We start from the raw sequence: 18,293 nt of genomic DNA on the forward strand, positions 1-18,293 counted from the left end.
GCGTCTCCGTCTCAATGACCGATATGCATCGCGACCAGGAAACGCGACACCATGTTGTAGGCCGCCACGGTGGCGGTCAGTTCCACCATGCCCTGCGGACCGAAGTGGGCTTCGAGCGCGTTGAACTGCGCATCGGGCACCTCGATCTCGCGCGTCATGGTGTCGGTCAGGGCCAGCACCTGGCGGTCCAGGTCGTCCAGCTCGACGCCGCGGATGGCGCCGTCGGCGTCGTCGCGCAGCGCGTCGATGGCCGCCTGCGACACGCCGCCCTTGAGCGCATGCGGCACATGGGCATCGAACTCATACGCCGCGCGATTGAGCATGGCCACCCGAAGGATCACCAGTTCACGATGCCGGGCCGAGATGCCCGTCTTGTTGCGGATGGCGGTCAGCATGGCTTCCCAGCCCTCGACCACGGCCGGGCTGTTGAGCAGCACCTGATACAGCGGCGAGATGCGGCCGCGCGCGCCCTGGATGCGGGCTTCCATGTCGGCCAGTTCCGGCCGCGTGCCGGGCTCGACCAGCGCCACGCGCGGGCCGTTCGCCCCATTTGAAGTCGTTGATGTCGTCATTCATTCCGCCTTGATGTTCTTGGCCTTGATCAGGCCGCCCCACTTGGCCGTGTCCGATGCCATCAACTTGCCCAATTCGTCGGGCGTCGATGGCGCGGGTTCGGTGCCCAGCGCGATCAGCTTGCTGCGCACGGCGTCGTTGCCCAGCGATTTACGCACGGCGGCATTCAACTTGTCGATGGTGGCCTTGGGTGTCTTGGCCGGCACGACAATGCCATACCAGTTGTTGGATTCAACGTCTTTGATGCCCAGTTCGCCCAGCGTCTTGACGTCGGGCAGCAGCGGGTGGCGCTTGGGCGACGCAATGCCGATGGCCTTGAGCTTGCCGCCCTTCACGAAATTGATCACGCCCGGCACGTCGCCGAAGAAGCCGGCCACCTGGTTGCCCATCACATCATTGATCACCGGCGCCGCGCCCTTGTACGGCACGTGCAGTACGTTGGCGCCGCTGGCCGCCGCGAACAGTTCCATCGTCAGATGCGGAATGCTGCCCACGCCCGACGATCCGATGGCCACGGCCTGCTTGGCGGTCTTGGAACGCGCCACGAAGTCCTTGGCGTCGGTGGCCGGATTGGACGGGTTCACCACGAACAATTCCGCATTGTTCACGACCAGCGACACGGGCGCGAAGTCCTTGGCCGGATCATAGGGCAGCGTTTCATACAGAGCCGGGCTGACGGCCACGGCGCCCACGCTGGTCAGCAGCATGACGGTGCCATCGGCCGGACCGCGCGCCACCGTGTCGGCGCCGATATTGCCGTTCGCGCCGGCGCGGTTTTCAACGATCACGCGCTCGCCCAGTTCTTCGGACAATTGCTGCGCAAGAATGCGGCCGACCAGATCGACCGGACCGCCCGGCGGGAAGGCCACGACCATGCGGGTGACGTTGTTCTGGGCCTGGGCGCCGCCAATCAGGCTCAAGCTGGCGGCGATCGCCAGCAGGCTGGTGCGCAAGAAGGAAGTCATGGAAAGTCTCCGTTGGTTTTATCGGGAAAGCAGGAATCAGGGGGATCCATCCGCGCGGCGGCGGGCCGCGCGGGCGGCAATCAGAACTTGAACAGGCGGGCCGGATTGTCCACCAGGATTTTTTGGCGGGTGGCGGCGTCGGGGCAGGCTTCAAAGAAGCTGTTCACCAGTTCGCCGTCATCGGGCATGTCGCCCGCCACGTTGGGATGCGGCCAGTCGGTGCCCCACACCAGGCGGTCGGGCATGGCGCCGATCAGCGCGCGAACGTAGGGCAGGCCGTCATCGAAAGGCCGCTTGCCGCTGGAAATGCGGTCGATGCCCGACACTTTCACCCAGGCGGTCGGCACGTCCTTCAGACGCAGCAGATTGACGAAGGCCGGATCGTCCAGCCCCCGGTCGGCGCGGATGCGGGCCATGTGATCGATCACGAAGGGCATGGGCAACCGGACGAAACGATCCAGGTGCTGGGTCAGATCCTTGCCATCGATGTGCAGCGCGATGTGCCAGCCATACGGCGCCACCAGATCGACGATACGGTCGAATACCTCGGGCGACGGCGCGCCGCCCAGGTGCGGGACGAAGTTGAAACGCACGCCGCGCATGCCACCGTCGTGCAGCGCGCGCACCTGGGCATCCGTTGCCTCGGCGCCCAGCAGGCACACGCCGCGATACCGGCCCTCGCTGCGCGCCAGGGTGTCCAGCAGCGCGGAATGGTCGGTGCCATGGCAGTTCGCCTGCACGATCACGGCCCGGCTGGCGCCCACATGGGCATGCAACGCGGCCAGCTTTTCATAGGGCGCGTCGGGCGGCGTGTAGGACCGGCCTTCGGCATAGGGGAAGCGGTCGCCCGGCCCAAACACGTGGCAGTGGCTGTCGCAGGCAAGCGGTGGCAGCGCATGGCGCGGAGCGGAAGGGTGCGACAGCGGTGGCGCGCAATCAGGCATGGCGATCGGTCCAGTGACGGGAAAGACGCTCATGGTCCCGGATCCTGCACCGCGGAACAAACCGATATCGAAAATTTCTGATATCTCAAAATGAGATATCCTGGCGGCATCATCCGGATTCAAGCCGTCTGCCATCGCGGATCCGCCGCGCTGGCACAAACGGTTGCCCAGGAGGAGACCCCGGTGGATCTGAAGCAGATCGAATATTTTCTGCGGGTGGCCGAACTGCGCAGCTTTTCGCGCGCGGCCGAATACCTGAACATTTCGCAGTCCGCCCTTAGCCGCCAGGTCCGGCTGCTGGAACTGGACCTGCGCCAGCACCTGCTGTACCGCAACGGCCGCGGCGTGGAGCCTACCGAAGCCGGCGAGCGCTTCGTGGGGTACGCCAAGGCGCTGCTGCAACTGGTGGACCGGGCGCGCGAAGACATGCAAAGCATGCAGGACGCGCCCTCGGGCAAGGTCACGCTGGGCCTGCCGCCGCGCGTGGCCCACGTACTGACGCCGCCCATGGTGCTGGCCTTCCGCAAGCGGTTTCCGCAAGGCGCGATCAGCGTGGCGGAAGGCCTGAGCGCCCAGACCCGCGAATGGCTGATCACCGGACGGGTCGACATCGCCCTGCTGTACGACCCGCCGCCCTCCCCTCTGCTGGGATACGAAACGCTGTTTCGGGAAGAATTGGTGCTGGTCTGCGCGCGTACGCAAACGCCGGCGCTGCCCGCGTCGGTCACCGTGGCGGAACTGGCCAACTACCCGCTGATCCTGCCCAGCCAGCCCAATGCCATCCGCACCCTGACCGAACGGGTGTGCGGATCACAGAACGTACGGCTGAACGTTGTGGCGGAAGTGGATGCGGTGCATACGATCACCGAGCTGGCCGCGCAAGGTCATGCCTACGCGATCCTGCCAGAATCGGCCGTGGTGCTGGAAGCCAATCCCGAGGCCTTCGCCACGGCAAGAATCAGCTCGCCGGCGATCCGCAACAACCTGGTGCTGGCGGTGCCCCGCAGCCGGCCCATGACGCGGCTGGCCGTGGCGACGGCGGAACTGATCCGGGCCACGGACTTTCCGTCCCTGTTCGTGAAGACAGCGCGGGCGGGACAGGTGGCCGCGACCGAGGCGGCCCATCTCGACCAGGGTGTCGCGTTGCCCTGAGTCGGCACGGCGCCTGGCCTGGCCTGCCTTTGGCGCGGCACGGCGCCTTCTTTAACCTCAGCGGACTTCGGCCAGCACCCGGTGATAGTCATACGAACACACCCGCTGGAACAGCGTGCGTTTGGTGTTCGTGAACATGGGTCGCACCACCCCGCTCCACGGCGTATTGCGCACCGCCAGCCAGGCCGGACTGCCGGCCGTGTGCGAGCTTTCCAGGTCGTAGCACGCGTGATAGCGGGGCGAGCCGCTGCTGCTGCGGAAACGGCGGGCAAGGACATTGCCCGGCACGGCGGCCAGACCCGGCAGATGCTCGCTGTCGTACCACTCGTTCAACTCTTTTTCAGCCACCGGCACCACATCGGTTTCCACCGTGTAGCGGTACGGCGCGGGCCGGCCGGCCGATGCGCCCGGCAACGACAGCAGCAGATTCAGGTCGACCAGCTTGAGCGATGGATTCACGTCGGCCAGATGCGCGCGCGCCCGGCTCATGCACATCGCGCCACCCAGAACCGGCTCGACCGTCAGATAGATATACGCTTCACGCGTTTCAAGGCCGTTATAGGCCGCCACATGCAGCACCTGGGGATAGGCCGGCGCAAGCCGTTGCACCAGCGAACGTACCCATGTTTCATCGACATGCGTGTCCGCAGCTTTCAGCAGTAAGACGGAGATGTCGGACATAGTCTTCAGTAGTACCTCAATTGGCCAATACGAGGCGGCAGGCGTCACCCCGCCCGCCGCGATGCGGCGCCACGACATCGGCGCGGCAGCCCGCCGGCATGCGACAGGGCAGCGCCAACTTCGCGCGGTTCATAACCAGGGGAATGTGGACTCGTCGGACGGGACGTCGATGCGCGGGCGCATCTGCGATGACCGAGCCAGGATGAATACCTCGCTATGCTCCGGCATACCGCCGCGAATGACAATGCGACTTGGCGTATTTCTGATATCCAGAAATGGGATATCGGGCGGTTGCCAGCAGGCCATCATAAACCACATTTGGTGAGTATTTAGAGGACCCAGCCGCTGGTACACGGCGTTTCCCGGGTGTCAGAACTGTTTCCGATTGCCATTTCGATGCGCAGACGGTGCCGTTTGCAGGATGATCCTTCCTGCGTCGTGCCGTGTGGCGCGCGCGATATCTAAGGGCAGTACCGCGGTCCCTATCCGCGGTGACCAGGCAGTCACGAAGTCGCAGCGACTTCAGGGAGTGAGAACATGCAACGCAGAAAAATGATGGCAGGCCTCGTGATGGGCGCCGCAGCGCTGATGCTGGGCGCGTGCACGACGACCCCGCAGACCCCGGTGGATAAGGCAGCCAAGCGCACCGAGATCAACAACAGCTATGACGCAGCGCTGAACAAGCTGTATGCGTCGGCGCCCAGTTCGCGCGAGCTGGTCAGCCGTGCCCGTGGCGTGCTGGTGTTCCCGAACGTGCTGGCCGCGGGCCTGGGCGTAGGCGGCGAATATGGCGATGGCGCACTGAAGGTGGGCAACCGCACCGAAGGCTACTACCGCACCATCTCGGGCTCGTTCGGCTTGCAGATCGGCGCGCAGTCGAAGGCCGTGATCCTGCTCTTCATGACGCAGGATTCGCTCGACAAGTTCGTGGCCAGCAAGGGTTGGACGGCAGGCGTGGACGCGTCGGTGGCCGTGGCCAAGGTCGGCGCCAACGGCGAGATCGATACCAACACGATCCGTCAGCCGGTCATCGGCTTTGTCGTCACCAACGCCGGCCTGATGGCGAACCTGACGGTGGAAGGCACGAAGATCACCCGCCTCGATCTGTAAACCGGATCGCGCGCGGCAAGACGGCGCCTGGAATTTTCCTGGCGCCGTTTTTTTATGTACCGCGGCGCTGGGAGACGAACCCGGCGCTTTTTTGCCGTTTTTGTTCTTTAGTCCTTCAACGCAAACAGACTCGTCGCCTGCAGGTCCAGGACTTCGACATCATCCTGGTTGAACAGCTGCCAGCGCCACCGCAGGATACCCATGGGTCTGGTACGCGCGCGGCGTACTTCCACCACTTCGGCCCTGACCCGCAGATGGTCCTTGGCGCGCACCGGATGGGGCCACTTGATGTACTCGATCCCCGGAGACGCAAACGATTCCGACCCCGCCAGCGCCTGGTCGGCAATCAGCCGCATGGCAATGCCACAGGTCTGCCAGCCACTGGCGATCAGGCCGCCGAACGGGCCGCCCCGCGCCGCATCGGGGTCGGTGTGGAACCACTGCGGATCGTAGCGATCGGCGAATTGCAGCATCTCGTCTTCGGCCAGCACATACGGGCCGGCCTCGATGATCTGGCCCACGTGGAATTCGGCGAACTTCATGGCGCGGCTCCTGAAGGGGTGGCACCCTGGCCGATGCCAGTGCCCGTACTTTGACTGGCAACGGCGTTCGTGCCCTGGATCGCACCGGAGCGTCCGGCCGGCGTGGACGTGGCAGGGGTTGGGCCGTTGAACTGGCCGCTGAACTATCCATCGGCAGCGCAGGCACATCGCTCCGCGGCGCAAACACCGGCGCACGCCGCTCGGCCATCGCCGCCAATCCCTCGCGCGCATCCGCTCCCGCGAAGCCGGCGATCTCGGCACTGAGCGAATGTTCGAACGCAGGCCACGCGGCGCGCAGCCAGTGGTTCAGGCTGCGCTTGGTCGCGGCGATGGCACGGGGGCTGCCCGCGGCCAACTGGCGCGCGACCTGTCTTGCGGTGTCCAGCAAGCGATCGTCGGCCACGACGCGGCTGACCAGGCCGATGCGCTCGGCCTCGATGCCAGTGAGCGGCTCGTTCGTCAGCAGGTAGTACTTGGCCTTGGCCATCCCGCACAGCAGCGGCCAGATCAGCGCTGCATGGTCGCCCGCGGCAACGCCTATCTTTACGTGTCCATCGATGACCTTGGCGGATTCGCCCGCGATCGACACATCGGCCAGCAGCGCCACGGCGGCACCCGCCCCCACGGCCGCGCCGTTGATGGCGGACACGATGGGCAGTTCGCATTCGACCATGCCCTGCACCAGCGCCCGGGCCTCGCGCATCACGCGCAGGCGGGCCGATTCGTGATCCAGCATGTCGTTGACCAGGTCCATGTGCCCGCCGGCGCAGAAACCCTTGCCCGCGCTGCGGACCAGCACGGCGCGCACGTCGGCCTGCGCCTCCAGCCGCGGCCAGACGGCGGCCAGGGCGCCATGGCCGCGTGCATCGGTGGTGGGCATCGTGCCTGCCTGCCCCAGCACGATCTCGGCCACGCCGTCATCACCAATCTCGACGGCAAAGTCGTTGGTATCCACAAGCAGTGCGCGCGTCATGCCCCATCCTTGCCGGCGATCCACGCGGCCGGTCGTTTGCCAAGAAAGGCCGCAAAGCCTTCGCGGGCTTCATCCGTCATGCGCACGCGAGCGATGGTTCGAGCCGTCAGTTCGCGTGTCGCCTCGGTCACCTCGCCCACCGGCAACTGGCTGAACAAGGCCTTGATCTCGGCCAGGGAATCCGGGCCATTACGCAGCAGTTCATCGATCCGCGTCTGCACGGCGGCATCCAGCCCATCCCGCGGCACGACTTCGTCGATCATGCCGATGCGCTGCGCTTCGGCCGCGCCGATGCGGCTGGCCAGCAGGGCCAGGCGGCGCGCATGGCGGCGCCCCACCGCATTCGTCAGGTAAGGACCGATCACCGACGGCAGGATGCCGAAGCGCGCCTCGCTCGCGGCAAAGGCCGCGTCGTCGCTGGCCACCGCCATATCGCAGGCGCAGATCAGGCCCACGCCGCCCCCGAGCGCCACGCCATGCACCCGTGCAATCGTCGGCTTGGGGCAGGCATCGATCCGCTGCAGCATGGCGGCAAAGCGCCGGGCGTCTTCCAGATTGTCGGCTTCGCTGGCCACGCTGGCGCGTTTCATCCACTGCAGGTCGGCGCCGGCTGAAAAGGCCTTGCCCTGCCCTGCCAGCACGATCACGCGCACGGCCGGGTCCTGGCCGAGTGCGGTGAACACCTCGGTCAGTTCCGCGATCATGGTTTCGTCAAAGGCGTTGTGCACCTCGGGGCGCGCCATCTCCACCGTGGTTACGCCCGCTGCGCCGTACGTCACGGCCAAGGTCTTCATGTCGGGTGTCTCCCTTGTTGTCGTTCCGATCACCTGGCGCACGTATCGGTCACACGCGATGGACCGCACGCATTAGCCACAGGTATCGGTTGCAGCTTTCCGTTGCATTCGCCAGCATCACGCATCGCTCTTGCGCGACGCCGGCACTCCCCGCATCAATACGTTTCCAGGTGCAGCCGCCCTTCCCGCTTGAGCGCCCCCGCCACGCTGTCCCAGTCCATGCCCGCTTCGCGCACGATGTCGCGCAGCGTCAGCACCACGCCCTCTTCCATGCTCTTCAGTCCGCACACATAGATGTGCGTGGCGCCGTCCTGCAGCAACTGCGCCAGGTCGGCCGCGCGCTCGCGCATCAGATCCTGCACATACCGTTTGGGCTGGTTGGGCGCGCGCGAAAACGCCAGGTTGACGTCGATGAAATCCTTGGGCAGGTTCTGCAGCGGCCCGAAATACGGCAGTTCCTGCTGGGTGCGCGCGCCAAAGAACAGCATCAGCTTGCCGCCTTCGAACTTGCCGCTGGCCCGCAGGCGGCGGCGCCACTCGGTCATGGCGCGCATGGGGGCGCTGCCGGTGCCGGTGCAGATCATCACGATGTGCGACTTGGGGTGGTTGGGCATCAGGAAGGAATGGCCGAATGGTCCCACCACCTGGACCTTGTCGCCCACCTTCAGATCGCACACATAGTTCGACGCCACGCCGCGCACCGGATTGCCCGCGTGGTCCACCGTCACGCGCTTCACGGTCAGCGCGACGTTGTTGTAATTGGGACGTTCGCCATTGCGCGGGCTGGCCACCGAATACTGGCGCGGCATGTGCGCCTTGCCGTTCGCATCGGTCCCGGGCGGAATGATGCCGATGGACTGCCCTTCCAGCACCGGAAAAGGCATCGCCCCTAAATCGAGCACGACATGATGGGTTTCGCTGTCGAAGCCGGCATCGGTACAGTTGTAATTGCCAACGACCGTGGCGGTCGTCGCGTTCTTGGGGCCATACAGATTCGTGAAGGCCTTGGCCGCCGACCAGGGCGGCGTCGTGGCGCCGAACGAGGCTGAATTGAACACGTCCTCGCCCGCGGGCGCGACCGGCGCGGTCGCGGCGCCGAAGGACGGCGCCACGTCAATGTCGGCCGCATCCACTTCCATCTGCTCGGGCGTCAGTTCCGCCGGCAGCACTTCCCAGGTCAACTGTTCTTCGATCGAATAGGCCTTGGCGACCGGCATGGTGCGCCAGTTGTCGATCGAGCCCGTCGGGCACGGCGAGATGCAGGCCATACAGCCATTGCAGACGTCGGCGCGGACCACGTAGTTGTTGTCATCATGCGTGATGGCGTTGACCGGGCAGGTCGCCTCACAGGTGTTGCACCGGATGCAGATCTCGGGGTCGATCAGATGCTGCTTGATGATCGTCACATCGGTAGCCATGTCCATGTCGTCTCCTTTCTTGCTGCAGGGCGGTCCCTGCGTACATAAGCCCGCCAGGGCGGGCCTGCGCGGGCTTGCATCGCGTCGGGCTTATGGGGCCGGCGGGTGTCGCCCGCGCGACGCCGTCCGCATCAGCCGAAGCGCACGTATTCGAAATCCACCGGCTGGCGATTGATGCCCATGACCGGCGGCGCAATCCAGTTGGCGAATTTGCCGGCGTCGGTCACGCGGCCCATCAACGACGCCACGAAGGCGCGGTCGTCGGCCGTCGGCAGCCATTCGTCCTTGCGGCCTTCCCATTCGGCGGCGCTGACGACCTTGCCCTCGGGCGACATGCGGATCCCGGCCAGGGCGCCGATCTGGCGATTGAAGGCCTTGTGCGGCACCGTCAGGCGCATGGGCAGCCCGGCCTTTTTGATGACCTTGTTCCAGCGGTTCACGCCAGCAATCGAATCCTTGATGAAGTCATCTCGCAGCACTTCATTGAGCGCGTTCAACATCGGGGCGTCCTTTTCGACCAGTTGGCCGTTCTGGACTTCCAGCACCTTGTAGGTCTGGCCCTTGAGGACGTGATCGTCAGTACGCTTGCCTTCTTCGTAGCGCCCTTTCAGGCCGCTGCTGTAGAAGCTGGCGGCGTTGCTGGACTGGTCGGCGCCGAACAGATCGATGGTGACGCTGTAATGGAAATTCAGGTAGCGCTGGATGGTCGGCAGGTCGATCACGCCGGCGGCGCGGATCTTTTCCACGTCGTCCGTCTTCAGTTCATTCATGACCTGGCAGGTGCGCGAAATGGTGCGCGAGATCCCGCTTTCCCCCACGAACATGTGGTGCGCTTCTTCGGTCAGCATGAACTTGGTCGTGCGCGCCAGCGGATCGAAGGCGCTTTCAGCCAGGGCCGACAGCTGGAACTTGCCATCGCGATCGGTAAAGTAGGTGAACATGAAGAAGGCCAGCCAGTCCGGCGTCTTTTCATTGAACGCGCCCAGGATACGGGGATTGTCCACGTCGCCCGACGTGCGCTGCAGCAGCGCATCGGCTTCCTCGCGGCCATCACGGCCAAAGTGCTTGTGCAGCAGATAGACCATGGCCCACAGGTGGCGGCCTTCTTCCACATTGATCTGGAACAGGTTGCGCAAGTCATACATCGACGGCGCGGTCAGGCCCAGGTGCCGCTGCTGTTCGACCGATGCGGGTTCGGTGTCGCCCTGCGTGACGATGATGCGGCGCAGGTTGGCGCGATGTTCCCCAGGTACGTCCTGCCAGACTTTCTCGCCCTTGTGATCGCCGAAGTGCACTTCGCGGTTGGCGTCGCCGGGGTTCAGGAAAATGCCCCAGCGGTAGTCGCGCATCTTGACGTGGCCGAACTGGGCCCAGCCTTGCGGATCCACGCTGACCGCGGTACGCAGATACACCTCGTGGTTGGTCGATCCTTCCGGACCCACGTCATCCCACCAGTTGATGAAGTTGGGCTGCCACTGCTCCAGTGCGCGCTGCAGCGTGCGGTCCTCGGCCAGGTTGACGTTGTTGGGGATGCGTTCGCTGTAGTTGATGGAAGACATGTCGGATTCCTTGGATGCGTGAATGTTGACGGTCAGACCCGGTTCAGGTCGAAGGCAGCCTTTTCGCCGGTGCCGTAATTCTTCAGCGCACCTTTTTCTCCTACAGCGTTGGGCCGGTTGAAAATCCAGTTCTGCCAGGCGGTCAGCCGCCCGAAAATGCGCGTGACCATGTTCTCGTTGCTCGAGAACCGCAGGTTGGCTTCGAGGCCGGTCAGGGCATCGGGCGACATCGCCGCGCGCTCTTCGATCGCGATGCGGATTTCGTCATCCCAGTCGATGTCATCGGGAGCGGCGGTCACCAGGCCCAGGGCCAGCGCCTGGTCGGCGTCCAGCGGCCTGCCCGCCGCGTCACGCACCGCTTCCATCGGCGACGTCTCTTCATAGAAGCGGCGCTGCAGGCGGCTCTGGTCGTTCACCATCGAGAAATAACCAAAGTTCATTTCGTTCACGGCAATCCGGGGCGCACGCTCGGGTTCGTCGGGCAGCGCCAGCATGTAGGCGCGGTCAGCGGCAAAAGCCACTTCGGCCAGCGTGCCGACGAAGCACGACCCCGGTTCGATCAGCGCGAACAAGCTGCGCGACGACACATCCAGACGGGCCAGCGTGCGGCGCAGCAGGCCGATCGTCTCGTTGACCAGCCAGTGGTCCTTGTGGGCCAGCAGCGTGGCGTCGGACGCCAGCACGGCGTCGGCATCGCCCGCGGTCTTGAGCAGCCAGGTGCCCACGTCCAGTTCATTGGTGCGCATCACCAGGATGGCGTCATCCAGTTGACGGGCCATGGCCAGCGGCCACCAGTCGGCGCCCTGCGCTTCGATGCCGGCGATGTCGGTCGGCGTGGCGGTCGTGGGCGCCTTGATCGTGAACGTGGCGCAGCGCTTGGCGCGATCGATCGAGACCGTCACGTGTTCGTAGTTCACGCCGTTCTCGGTGTCTTCCCGGTCGATACGCGGCAAGGCGATGCCTTTGGCATCGGCCGGACGCGTGCTGCCTTCCGCCAGCCTGGCGGCGCGTTCCTGCACGGTAGCCGCGAACTGGGCAGGCTTGGCCACGGCATCGACCAGACGCCAGTCCACCGCCTTCTGTCCGCGCACGCCTTCCACGCTGGTGCAGAAGATATCCGCCAGATCGTGGCGCACGTGGCGCTTGTCGGTCACGCGGGTCAGCCCGCCGGTGCCCGGCAGCACGCCCAGCAGCGGCACTTCGGGCAGCGACACGGCCGACGAACGGTCGTCCACCAGCACGATGTCGTCGCAAGCCAGGGCCAATTCATACCCGCCACCGGCGCAGGCGCCGTTCACGGCGGCCAGGAATTTCAGGCCGGAATGACGGGACGAGTCCTCGATCCCGTTGCGGGTTTCATTGGTGAATTTGCAGAAGTTGACCTTCCACGCATGGCTGGAAACCCCCAACATGAAAATGTTGGCGCCGGAACAGAAGATCCGGTCCTTGCCGCTGGTGACGACCACGGTGCGGACTTCCGGATGTTCGAAGCGCACGCGATTCAATGCGTCGTGCAGTTCGATGTCGACGCCCAGGTCGTAGCTGTTCAGCTTGAGCTTGTAGCCGGGGCGGATGCCGCCATCTTCGGCAATGTCGAGTGACAGGCGAGCCACCGAGCCCTCGGTGGAAAGCGTCCAGTGACGATACTTGGACGGTTCGGTGCGGTAATCGACGCGCGGGGCTGCGGTGGTGGTCATACGGTCTCCGACAGGCAGTGGAAATATAATGCATTTCTTGTGTACGAATGCCTGCAGAATATTGCACTAAACTGCCACTGTCAACCGCGACGCGATGCTTTTTATTGCATGCTGGGGATTACCTGGAGGCCGCCCCTTCCGCCTGCCGCACCAGACCACGCAGCGCCGCGAACGACTGCTCCAGCGTCTGGCCGGTGGTGTCCACGGTCATGTCGGCCTTGGAATAGAAAGCGGACCGGCCGTTCAGAATGCGGCGGAGGTCTTCCATGGCCTCGGTACTGGCAGCCATGGGGCGGGTGTCGCCCTGCGCCGTGACGCGTCCCATATGTTCTTCGGGCGCGGCCTGCAGCCAGACGGTGGTGCAATGGGTCAGCAGCTGATTGAAGGTGGCCGCGTCGGACACGATGCCGCCCGGCGTGGCGATCACCACGTCGGCATGGATCTGTATGGTTTCTTCCAGCGCCCGGCGCTCGTAGCGGCGATAGGCATTGGTGCCATACAGGTCATGGATCTCGCGAATGCTGCAGCCAGCAAACTTTTCTATCTCGCGGCTCAGCTCCACGAAGGGCACGTCCAGGTCATTGGCCAGCATCTGCCCCAGCGTGGACTTGCCCGCGCCGCGCAAACCGACCAGGGCGATGCGCCGGTGACGGGCGTCGTCTTGCGTGCCCGCGCCCAGCAATTCCGAGATGCCGATGCGCACGCGCCGCAGCTCGGCCTCGCTGCGGTTTTCCAGCATTTCACGGATCAACAGCCATTCGGGAGAACTGGTCGTGACGTCGCCCAGCAGCTCCGACATGGAGCACTGGAGCGCCCCCGCGACCTGCTGCAGCACCAGGATGGACGCATTGCCCGTGCCGTATTCCAGGTTGGCCAGATGGCGCTCGGACACGTCGGCCGACACCGCCACGGCCTTGCGGGTCAGGCCGCGCCGGGCGCGCAGCGTACGCACGCGCTCGCCCAGCGCTTCGAGCAACGGATTCTTTTCGGACGGAACGACAGACAAGGGCGAATCGGAGCCGGAAGGGTTGGCGTTCAACATGTCAGGGAAATCACCATATATGCATTATACTGCTTGACACTCATTTCGCTCGACGCTACCTTGCAGTCACCAGCAAGATACTGCATAAGGCATCGACCAACAAGCGACGCCCTTGCAGCTTATAAGGGAGACACGCATGTCGCAGCAGGAATTTCGGACCTTGATCCAGAACGTGACGTCCCAGCTGGCCGGCCGTTCCATCGATGCGTCGCTGGATACGTGGCTGAATGCGGAGCACGGCGCGCAAAGCGACACCTACCGTCATCTTACGCAAGCCTGTCGACGCGGCGTGGAAGAAGGGTGGCTGGCCGACCGCGAACACGGCGGCATCCGCTACGGCCGCATCTTCAAGGCCGATGACGACCTGCACGGCTTTTCGGTGGATGTGGTCGACATGCATGACATTGCCGGTCCCCACCATGTGCACCCGAACGGCGAAATCGACCTGATCATGCCGATCGACGACGACGCCCGCTTCGACGGACGCCACGCCGGCTGGTGTGTCTATCCCCCGGCAGCGCCCACCGCCCCACGGTCAGCCAGGGCCGCGCCCTGGTGCTGTATCTGCTGCCGCAAGGCGCGATCGAATTCACCCGAAACTGATGAGTACCGTTGCCGCAGGCCGCACGCCCGCTTGCGCGCGTGCGGCCACGGCGCCAGCGACAAGGCAGGCCGGCGCTGCACGCCATGCCTGCCCGATAAAGGAAGCCTGTGGATCTCTTGAAAAACCATGTTGGCGGACAGTGGATCGCCGGTCACGGAGACGGCATTGCACTGCGCGACGCCGTACTGGGCACGGAACTCGCCCGCGTGTCGTCGGCCGGCATCGACCTGCCCGCGGCGTACCGCTATGCCCGCGAGACCGGCGGCGCCGCCTTGCGCGCCCTGACCCACGCGCAGCGCGCCGGGCTGCTGGCCGACATGGCCGCAGTGCTGCAACAGCACCGCGACACGTACTACGACATTTCGATGCGGAACTCGGGCACGGTCAGGAATGATTCGGCCGTGGACATCGACGGCGGGCTCTATACGCTGAACTATTACGCCAAGGCCGGTGCGGCGTTAGGCCAGCACGGCGCCCGCGCCGATGGCGATGCGGTGTCGCTCGCCAAAGACAAGGCCTTCCAGTCGCAGCACGTCATGGTGCCCACGCGCGGTCTGGCGCTGTTGATCAATGCCTTCAATTTCCCAAGCTGGGGCTTCCTGGAAAAGGCCGCCCCGGCCCTGCTCGCGGGCGTGCCGGTCGTAGTCAAGCCGGCCACGGCCACGGCCTGGCTCACGCATCAGATGGTCAAGGACATCCTGGAGGCCAAGGTGCTGCCCGAAGGCGCACTGTCTATCGTGTGCGGCAGTTCCGATGGCCTGCTCGACCCCCTGGCGCCCTTCGATGTGGTGTCGTTCACCGGGTCGGCGGACACGGCGTCGGTGCTGCGCCGCCATGCGGCGTTTGCCGATCGTTCGGTCCGCCTGAACGCGGAAACGGATAGTTTGAACAGTGCCATTCTGGGACCCGACGCGGCGCCGGGCACCGAAGCCTTCGACGCGCTGATCCGCGAAGTGGTCCGCGAAATGACCGTGAAGTCCGGCCAGAAATGCACGGCCATCCGCCGCATCCTGGTGCCCCAGGCCTGGTATGACGATACCGCGCAAGCCATCGCCGCCAGACTGGCCAAGACCACGGTCGGCAATCCGCGCAATGAATCCGTGCGCATGGGATCGCTGGTCGGCCGCCCTCAATATGACACGGTGCAGGCCGGCCTGCGCGAACTGGGCGGCGTGTGCGACACGCTGTTCGACGGCAAGGGTGTGACCCTGGTCGATGCCGATCCGGCCGTGGCCGCCTGCGTTGCGCCGCACCTGTTCGGCACGCGCAATGCCGATGCAAACACTGTGGTGCATGAACTGGAAGTGTTCGGCCCGGTGGCCACCTTGATGCCGTACCGCGATGCCGCGCACGCCAATGACCTGGCGCGCCGCGGCCACGGGTCCCTGGTGGCGTCGCTGTACAGCGCCGACGCTGCGTACCTGGCAGCCACCGCGCTGGACCTGGCCGACAGCCATGGCCGCGTGCACGTGATCACGCCCGACGTCGCCAAGGTGCAGACCGGCCATGGCAACGTCATGCCGCAGTCGCTGCATGGCGGCCCCGGCCGCGCAGGCGGCGGCGAAGAGCTGGGAGGGCTGCGCGCGTTGGGGCTGTACCAGCGCCGCGCCGCGATCCAGGCGTCACCGGACGTGGTGGCCGCGCTGTTCCCGGTGGCGGCTGCGGCTGCCACTTCTGAGGCGGGGGCTGCGGCTGGCGCCCAGGCATCGGCGGCGCCATCGCCCGCCTCCGGCCGCAACTGAACCACGAGCCGCCTACCCGACTATCAACTACCGATCCCACGCGCGAAGCCAGCCGCCAGAGCCGCCCACGCGCCATGCAGGAGACCATCGTGACGATCACCCCACCCAGCAGCGACCTGAACTTCGCGAGCTATCTGTTGGACCTGAATGCGGGGCGCGGCGACAAGCTGGCGTTCATCGACGACACCCGCCGGCTGACGTACGGCCAGCTGGCCGATCGCATTCGCACGTTCGCTGGCGTGCTGCGCGACCTGGGCGTACGCCGCGAAGAACGGGTGCTGCTGCTGATGCACGACACCATCGACTGGCCCGTGGTGTTCCTGGGCGCGTTGTATGCGGGCGTGGTGCCGGTGGCCGTCAACACCCTGCTGACCGCCGACGACTATGCCTACATCCTGGCGCACAGCCGGTCGCGCGCCGCGTTCGTGTCGGGCGCGCTGCTGGATACGCTCAGGCAGGCAATGGCGTCGGGCCCGAATCAGGTCGAGCACATCGTGGTGTCCCAGCCGGCGGGCGACGTCAATGTCGTTGCGGGTGCCGTGCACGAATTCGAAGCCTGCCTGGCCGCCGCGGCGCCCCGCGCGCAAGCCGCGCGCACGCTGGCCGACGAAATCGCGTTCTGGCTGTATTCATCGGGTTCCACGGGCCGTCCCAAAGGCGTGGTGCACAGCCACTGCAACCTTTGGTACACCGCCGAACTCTATGCCAAGCCCGTGCTCGGCATCAACGACAAGGACATTACCTTCTCGGCCGCCAAGCTGTTCTTTGCGTATGGCTTGGGCAATGGCCTGACCTTTCCGCTGTCGGTCGGCGCCACGTCGGTGCTGATGGCCGAACGTCCCACGCCCGCGGCAACCTACGCGCGCATCGTCGAGCATCAGCCCACGATCTTTTTCGGCGTGCCGACGCTGTACGCCAGCATGCTTGCGCATCCCACGATTCCCGCCCGCAATGACGTCGCCCTGCGTGTCTGTGCCTCGGCCGGTGAAGCCCTGCCGCAAGACATTGGCGATCGTTTCACCCAGCACTTCGGCTGCGAGATCCTGGACGGCATCGGTTCCACCGAAATGCTGCACATCTTCCTGTCCAACCACAGCGGCAAGGTGCGCTACGGCACCACCGGCCTGCCGGTGCAGGGCTACGAGGTCGAACTGCGCGACGAGAACGGCAAGCCGGTTGCCGACGGCGAAATCGGCGACCTGTACATCCGCGGACCGAGCGCCGCCGTCATGTACTGGAACAACCGCGAAAAGACCCGCCAGACGTTCCTGGGTGACTGGTTGAAAAGCGGGGATAAATACCAGCGCGACGCCGACGGCTACTACACCTATGCCGGCCGCAGCGACGACATGCTGAAGGTCAGCGGCCTGTATGTGTCGCCCGTCGAAGTCGAGAACGTGCTGTCGCAACATCCCGCCGTGCTCGAAGCCGCGGTGGTCGGGCTGACCGACAGCGATGGCCTCGTCAAGACCAAGGCGTATGTGGTGCTGTGCCAGGGCAATGAGCCGTCGGTGGCCATGCAGGAAACGCTCAAGCAATTCGTGAAGGCGCACCTGGCGCCATTCAAATACCCCCGCTACATCGAATTCGTGGACGACCTGCCCAAGACCGCCACCGGCAAGATCCAGCGCTTCAAGCTGCGCCAGGCGCAGGAAGCGCTTGCCCAACCGGGAGCCGCGGCGTGAGCGCGCCCTCATCGTTCGTCGACATCCGCCATGGCGATCGCGACTATCGCATCGAATACCGGTGGGTCCATGGCGAGCGCGCCAATGCGCCGGTCATCGTGTTCCTGCATGAAGGCCTGGGCTCGGTATCGATGTGGAAGGACTGGCCGTCGGAAGTGTGCAGTGCGCTGGGCATGCGCGGCCTGGTGTTCTCTCGCTATGGCTACGGCAAGTCGACACCGCGCCCCGATGCGGAACGCTGGACGCCAGAGTTCCTGTTCGAGCAGGCGCGTGACGCCCTGCCCGCCGTATTGCGCGGCGTAGGCATTGACGCGAAGCGCGACCGGCCGGTGATCCTGGGCCATAGCGATGGTGCATCGATCGGTCTGATCTACGCGGCGCTGTATCCGGATTCGCTGTCGTCACTGATCGTGCTAGCGCCGCATGTGATGGTCGAAGATGTGTCGATCCAGAGCATCGCCGCGGCCCGCGAAGCGTACCTGAACACCGACCTGCCCCGGCGTCTGGCCCGTTATCACGCGTCGCCCGACTCGGCGTTCTGGGGCTGGAACGACGTGTGGCTGTCGCCAGCCTTTCGCGCCTGGAACATTGAAAGCCTGTTGCCGCGCATCACCTGCCCCGTGATGGCGGTGCAAGGGGTCGATGATGAATACGGCACCCTCGACCAGGTGCGCATCATCCGTCGGCGTACCCCGCAAACCCTACTGGCGATCCTTGACGATTGCCGGCATTCTCCCCACAAAGATCAGCCTGTCGAGCTGGCAAAACAACTCAAGGGTTTTCTACAAGCCCAACTGCAGCACACATAAAAG

Annotated in this window: 15 protein-coding genes and 2 pseudogenes; 6 read left to right on the forward strand and 11 right to left on the reverse strand. The window is 65.2% G+C overall.

Annotated features, from left to right (window positions below; translation table 11 throughout):
- Positions 1-11: 11 nt before the first annotated feature.
- The 3 genes from ACNANG_RS09015 to ACNANG_RS09025 all read right to left on the reverse strand — a co-directional run bounded on the left by ACNANG_RS09015 (position 12) and on the right by ACNANG_RS09025 (position 2,482).
- The gene (locus tag ACNANG_RS09015) at positions 12-572 is read right to left on the reverse strand and encodes a carboxymuconolactone decarboxylase family protein (protein ID WP_420226911.1); all 561 of its coding nucleotides are present in this window, start codon (positions 570-572) and stop codon (positions 12-14) included.
- Entirely contained in the window at positions 573-1,538 is a 966-nt protein-coding gene (locus ACNANG_RS09020) for a Bug family tripartite tricarboxylate transporter substrate binding protein (RefSeq protein ID WP_420226912.1), read from the reverse strand. It abuts the gene before it with no gap.
- 80 nt (positions 1,539-1,618) lie between these two features.
- On the reverse strand, positions 1,619-2,482 hold the full coding sequence (locus ACNANG_RS09025; protein WP_420227492.1) for an amidohydrolase family protein: 864 nt from the start codon (positions 2,480-2,482) through the stop codon (positions 1,619-1,621).
- 183 nt (positions 2,483-2,665) lie between these two features.
- Here ACNANG_RS09025 and ACNANG_RS09030 point away from each other — a divergent pair, with 183 nt between their 5' ends.
- Positions 2,666-3,634 carry a LysR family transcriptional regulator gene (locus tag ACNANG_RS09030; protein ID WP_420226913.1) on the forward strand — a complete coding sequence of 323 codons (969 nt, stop codon included), beginning with the start codon at positions 2,666-2,668 and terminating at the stop codon, positions 3,632-3,634.
- A 57-nt stretch (positions 3,635-3,691) separates the two neighbouring features.
- On the opposite strand, the gene ACNANG_RS09035 is transcribed toward ACNANG_RS09030, so the two are convergent.
- The gene (locus ACNANG_RS09035; RefSeq protein ID WP_420226914.1) at positions 3,692-4,315 is read right to left on the reverse strand and encodes a hypothetical protein; all 624 of its coding nucleotides are present in this window, start codon (positions 4,313-4,315) and stop codon (positions 3,692-3,694) included.
- A gap of 537 nt (positions 4,316-4,852) precedes the next feature.
- Here ACNANG_RS09035 and ACNANG_RS09040 point away from each other — a divergent pair.
- Positions 4,853-5,425, forward strand: coding sequence for a YSC84-related protein (locus tag ACNANG_RS09040; protein ID WP_420226915.1), 573 nt, complete (start codon positions 4,853-4,855; stop codon positions 5,423-5,425).
- Positions 5,426-5,532: 107 nt separating this feature from the next.
- Here the strand turns inward: ACNANG_RS09040 and ACNANG_RS09045 are convergent, their stop codons facing one another.
- The 7 genes and pseudogenes from ACNANG_RS09045 to ACNANG_RS09075 form a co-directional block, all read right to left on the reverse strand.
- On the reverse strand, positions 5,533-5,967 hold the full coding sequence (locus tag ACNANG_RS09045; RefSeq protein ID WP_420226916.1) for a MaoC family dehydratase: 435 nt from the start codon (positions 5,965-5,967) through the stop codon (positions 5,533-5,535).
- A gap of 235 nt (positions 5,968-6,202) precedes the next feature.
- Positions 6,203-6,940, reverse strand: a pseudogene (locus ACNANG_RS09050) (enoyl-CoA hydratase/isomerase family protein); the annotation flags it as partial.
- Positions 6,937-7,734: an enoyl-CoA hydratase-related protein gene (locus tag ACNANG_RS09055; protein WP_420226917.1), complete on the reverse strand. Its 798-nt coding sequence runs from the start codon at positions 7,732-7,734 to the stop codon at positions 6,937-6,939. The pseudogene ACNANG_RS09050 and the gene ACNANG_RS09055, both read right to left, overlap by 4 nt.
- Before the next feature lie 155 nt (positions 7,735-7,889).
- Positions 7,890-9,158, reverse strand: coding sequence for a benzoyl-CoA 2,3-epoxidase subunit BoxA (boxA, locus tag ACNANG_RS09060; protein ID WP_420226918.1), 1,269 nt, complete (start codon positions 9,156-9,158; stop codon positions 7,890-7,892).
- A 125-nt stretch (positions 9,159-9,283) separates the two neighbouring features.
- A complete protein-coding gene (gene boxB, locus ACNANG_RS09065; RefSeq protein WP_420226919.1) occupies positions 9,284-10,711 on the reverse strand; it encodes a benzoyl-CoA 2,3-epoxidase subunit BoxB in 1,428 nt (475 codons plus the stop codon).
- Between the two features lie 32 nt (positions 10,712-10,743).
- Positions 10,744-12,408 (reverse strand): 2,3-epoxybenzoyl-CoA dihydrolase, encoded by a 1,665-nt coding sequence (gene boxC, locus ACNANG_RS09070; protein ID WP_420226920.1) that lies wholly within the window; start codon positions 12,406-12,408, stop codon positions 10,744-10,746.
- Between the two features lie 118 nt (positions 12,409-12,526).
- Positions 12,527-13,450: a helix-turn-helix transcriptional regulator gene (locus tag ACNANG_RS09075; protein WP_420226921.1), complete on the reverse strand. Its 924-nt coding sequence runs from the start codon at positions 13,448-13,450 to the stop codon at positions 12,527-12,529.
- A 136-nt stretch (positions 13,451-13,586) separates the two neighbouring features.
- Here ACNANG_RS09075 and ACNANG_RS09080 point away from each other — a divergent pair.
- The 4 genes and pseudogenes from ACNANG_RS09080 to ACNANG_RS09095 all read left to right on the forward strand — a co-directional run bounded on the left by ACNANG_RS09080 (position 13,587) and on the right by ACNANG_RS09095 (position 18,290).
- A pseudogene (locus tag ACNANG_RS09080) lies at positions 13,587-14,053 on the forward strand (DUF4863 family protein).
- A gap of 108 nt (positions 14,054-14,161) precedes the next feature.
- The gene (locus tag ACNANG_RS09085; RefSeq protein ID WP_420226922.1) at positions 14,162-15,796 is read left to right on the forward strand and encodes a 3,4-dehydroadipyl-CoA semialdehyde dehydrogenase; all 1,635 of its coding nucleotides are present in this window, start codon (positions 14,162-14,164) and stop codon (positions 15,794-15,796) included.
- 74 nt (positions 15,797-15,870) lie between these two features.
- Positions 15,871-17,481: a benzoate-CoA ligase family protein gene (locus ACNANG_RS09090; RefSeq protein ID WP_420226923.1), complete on the forward strand. Its 1,611-nt coding sequence runs from the start codon at positions 15,871-15,873 to the stop codon at positions 17,479-17,481.
- Complete coding sequence (locus ACNANG_RS09095; protein ID WP_420226924.1) at positions 17,478-18,290, forward strand: alpha/beta fold hydrolase; 813 nt, start codon at positions 17,478-17,480, stop codon at positions 18,288-18,290. Before ACNANG_RS09090 ends, ACNANG_RS09095 begins: the two co-directional genes overlap by 4 nt.
- Positions 18,291-18,293 lie beyond the last annotated feature (3 nt).

Origin of the sequence: Pigmentiphaga litoralis (assembly GCF_048632615.1) — a bacterium.
GTDB lineage: Bacteria > Pseudomonadota > Gammaproteobacteria > Burkholderiales > Burkholderiaceae_B > Pigmentiphaga > Pigmentiphaga litoralis_B.

Coding starts and splice junctions, on each gene's coding strand:
- ACNANG_RS09015 (WP_420226911.1), bottom strand. CDS start 572: ATGACGACATCAACGACTTCAAATGGGGCGAACGGCCCGCGCGTGGCG.
- ACNANG_RS09020 (WP_420226912.1), bottom strand. CDS start 1,538: ATGACTTCCTTCTTGCGCACCAGCCTGCTGGCGATCGCCGCCAGCTTG.
- ACNANG_RS09025 (WP_420227492.1), bottom strand. CDS start 2,482: ATGCCTGATTGCGCGCCACCGCTGTCGCACCCTTCCGCTCCGCGCCAT.
- ACNANG_RS09035 (WP_420226914.1), bottom strand. CDS start 4,315: ATGTCCGACATCTCCGTCTTACTGCTGAAAGCTGCGGACACGCATGTC.
- ACNANG_RS09040 (WP_420226915.1), top strand. CDS start 4,853: ATGCAACGCAGAAAAATGATGGCAGGCCTCGTGATGGGCGCCGCAGCG.
- ACNANG_RS09045 (WP_420226916.1), bottom strand. CDS start 5,967: ATGAAGTTCGCCGAATTCCACGTGGGCCAGATCATCGAGGCCGGCCCG.
- ACNANG_RS09055 (WP_420226917.1), bottom strand. CDS start 7,734: ATGAAGACCTTGGCCGTGACGTACGGCGCAGCGGGCGTAACCACGGTG.
- boxA (WP_420226918.1), bottom strand. CDS start 9,158: ATGGACATGGCTACCGATGTGACGATCATCAAGCAGCATCTGATCGAC.
- boxB (WP_420226919.1), bottom strand. CDS start 10,711: ATGTCTTCCATCAACTACAGCGAACGCATCCCCAACAACGTCAACCTG.
- boxC (WP_420226920.1), bottom strand. CDS start 12,408: ATGACCACCACCGCAGCCCCGCGCGTCGATTACCGCACCGAACCGTCC.
- ACNANG_RS09075 (WP_420226921.1), bottom strand. CDS start 13,450: ATGTTGAACGCCAACCCTTCCGGCTCCGATTCGCCCTTGTCTGTCGTT.
- ACNANG_RS09090 (WP_420226923.1), top strand. CDS start 15,871: ATGCAGGAGACCATCGTGACGATCACCCCACCCAGCAGCGACCTGAAC.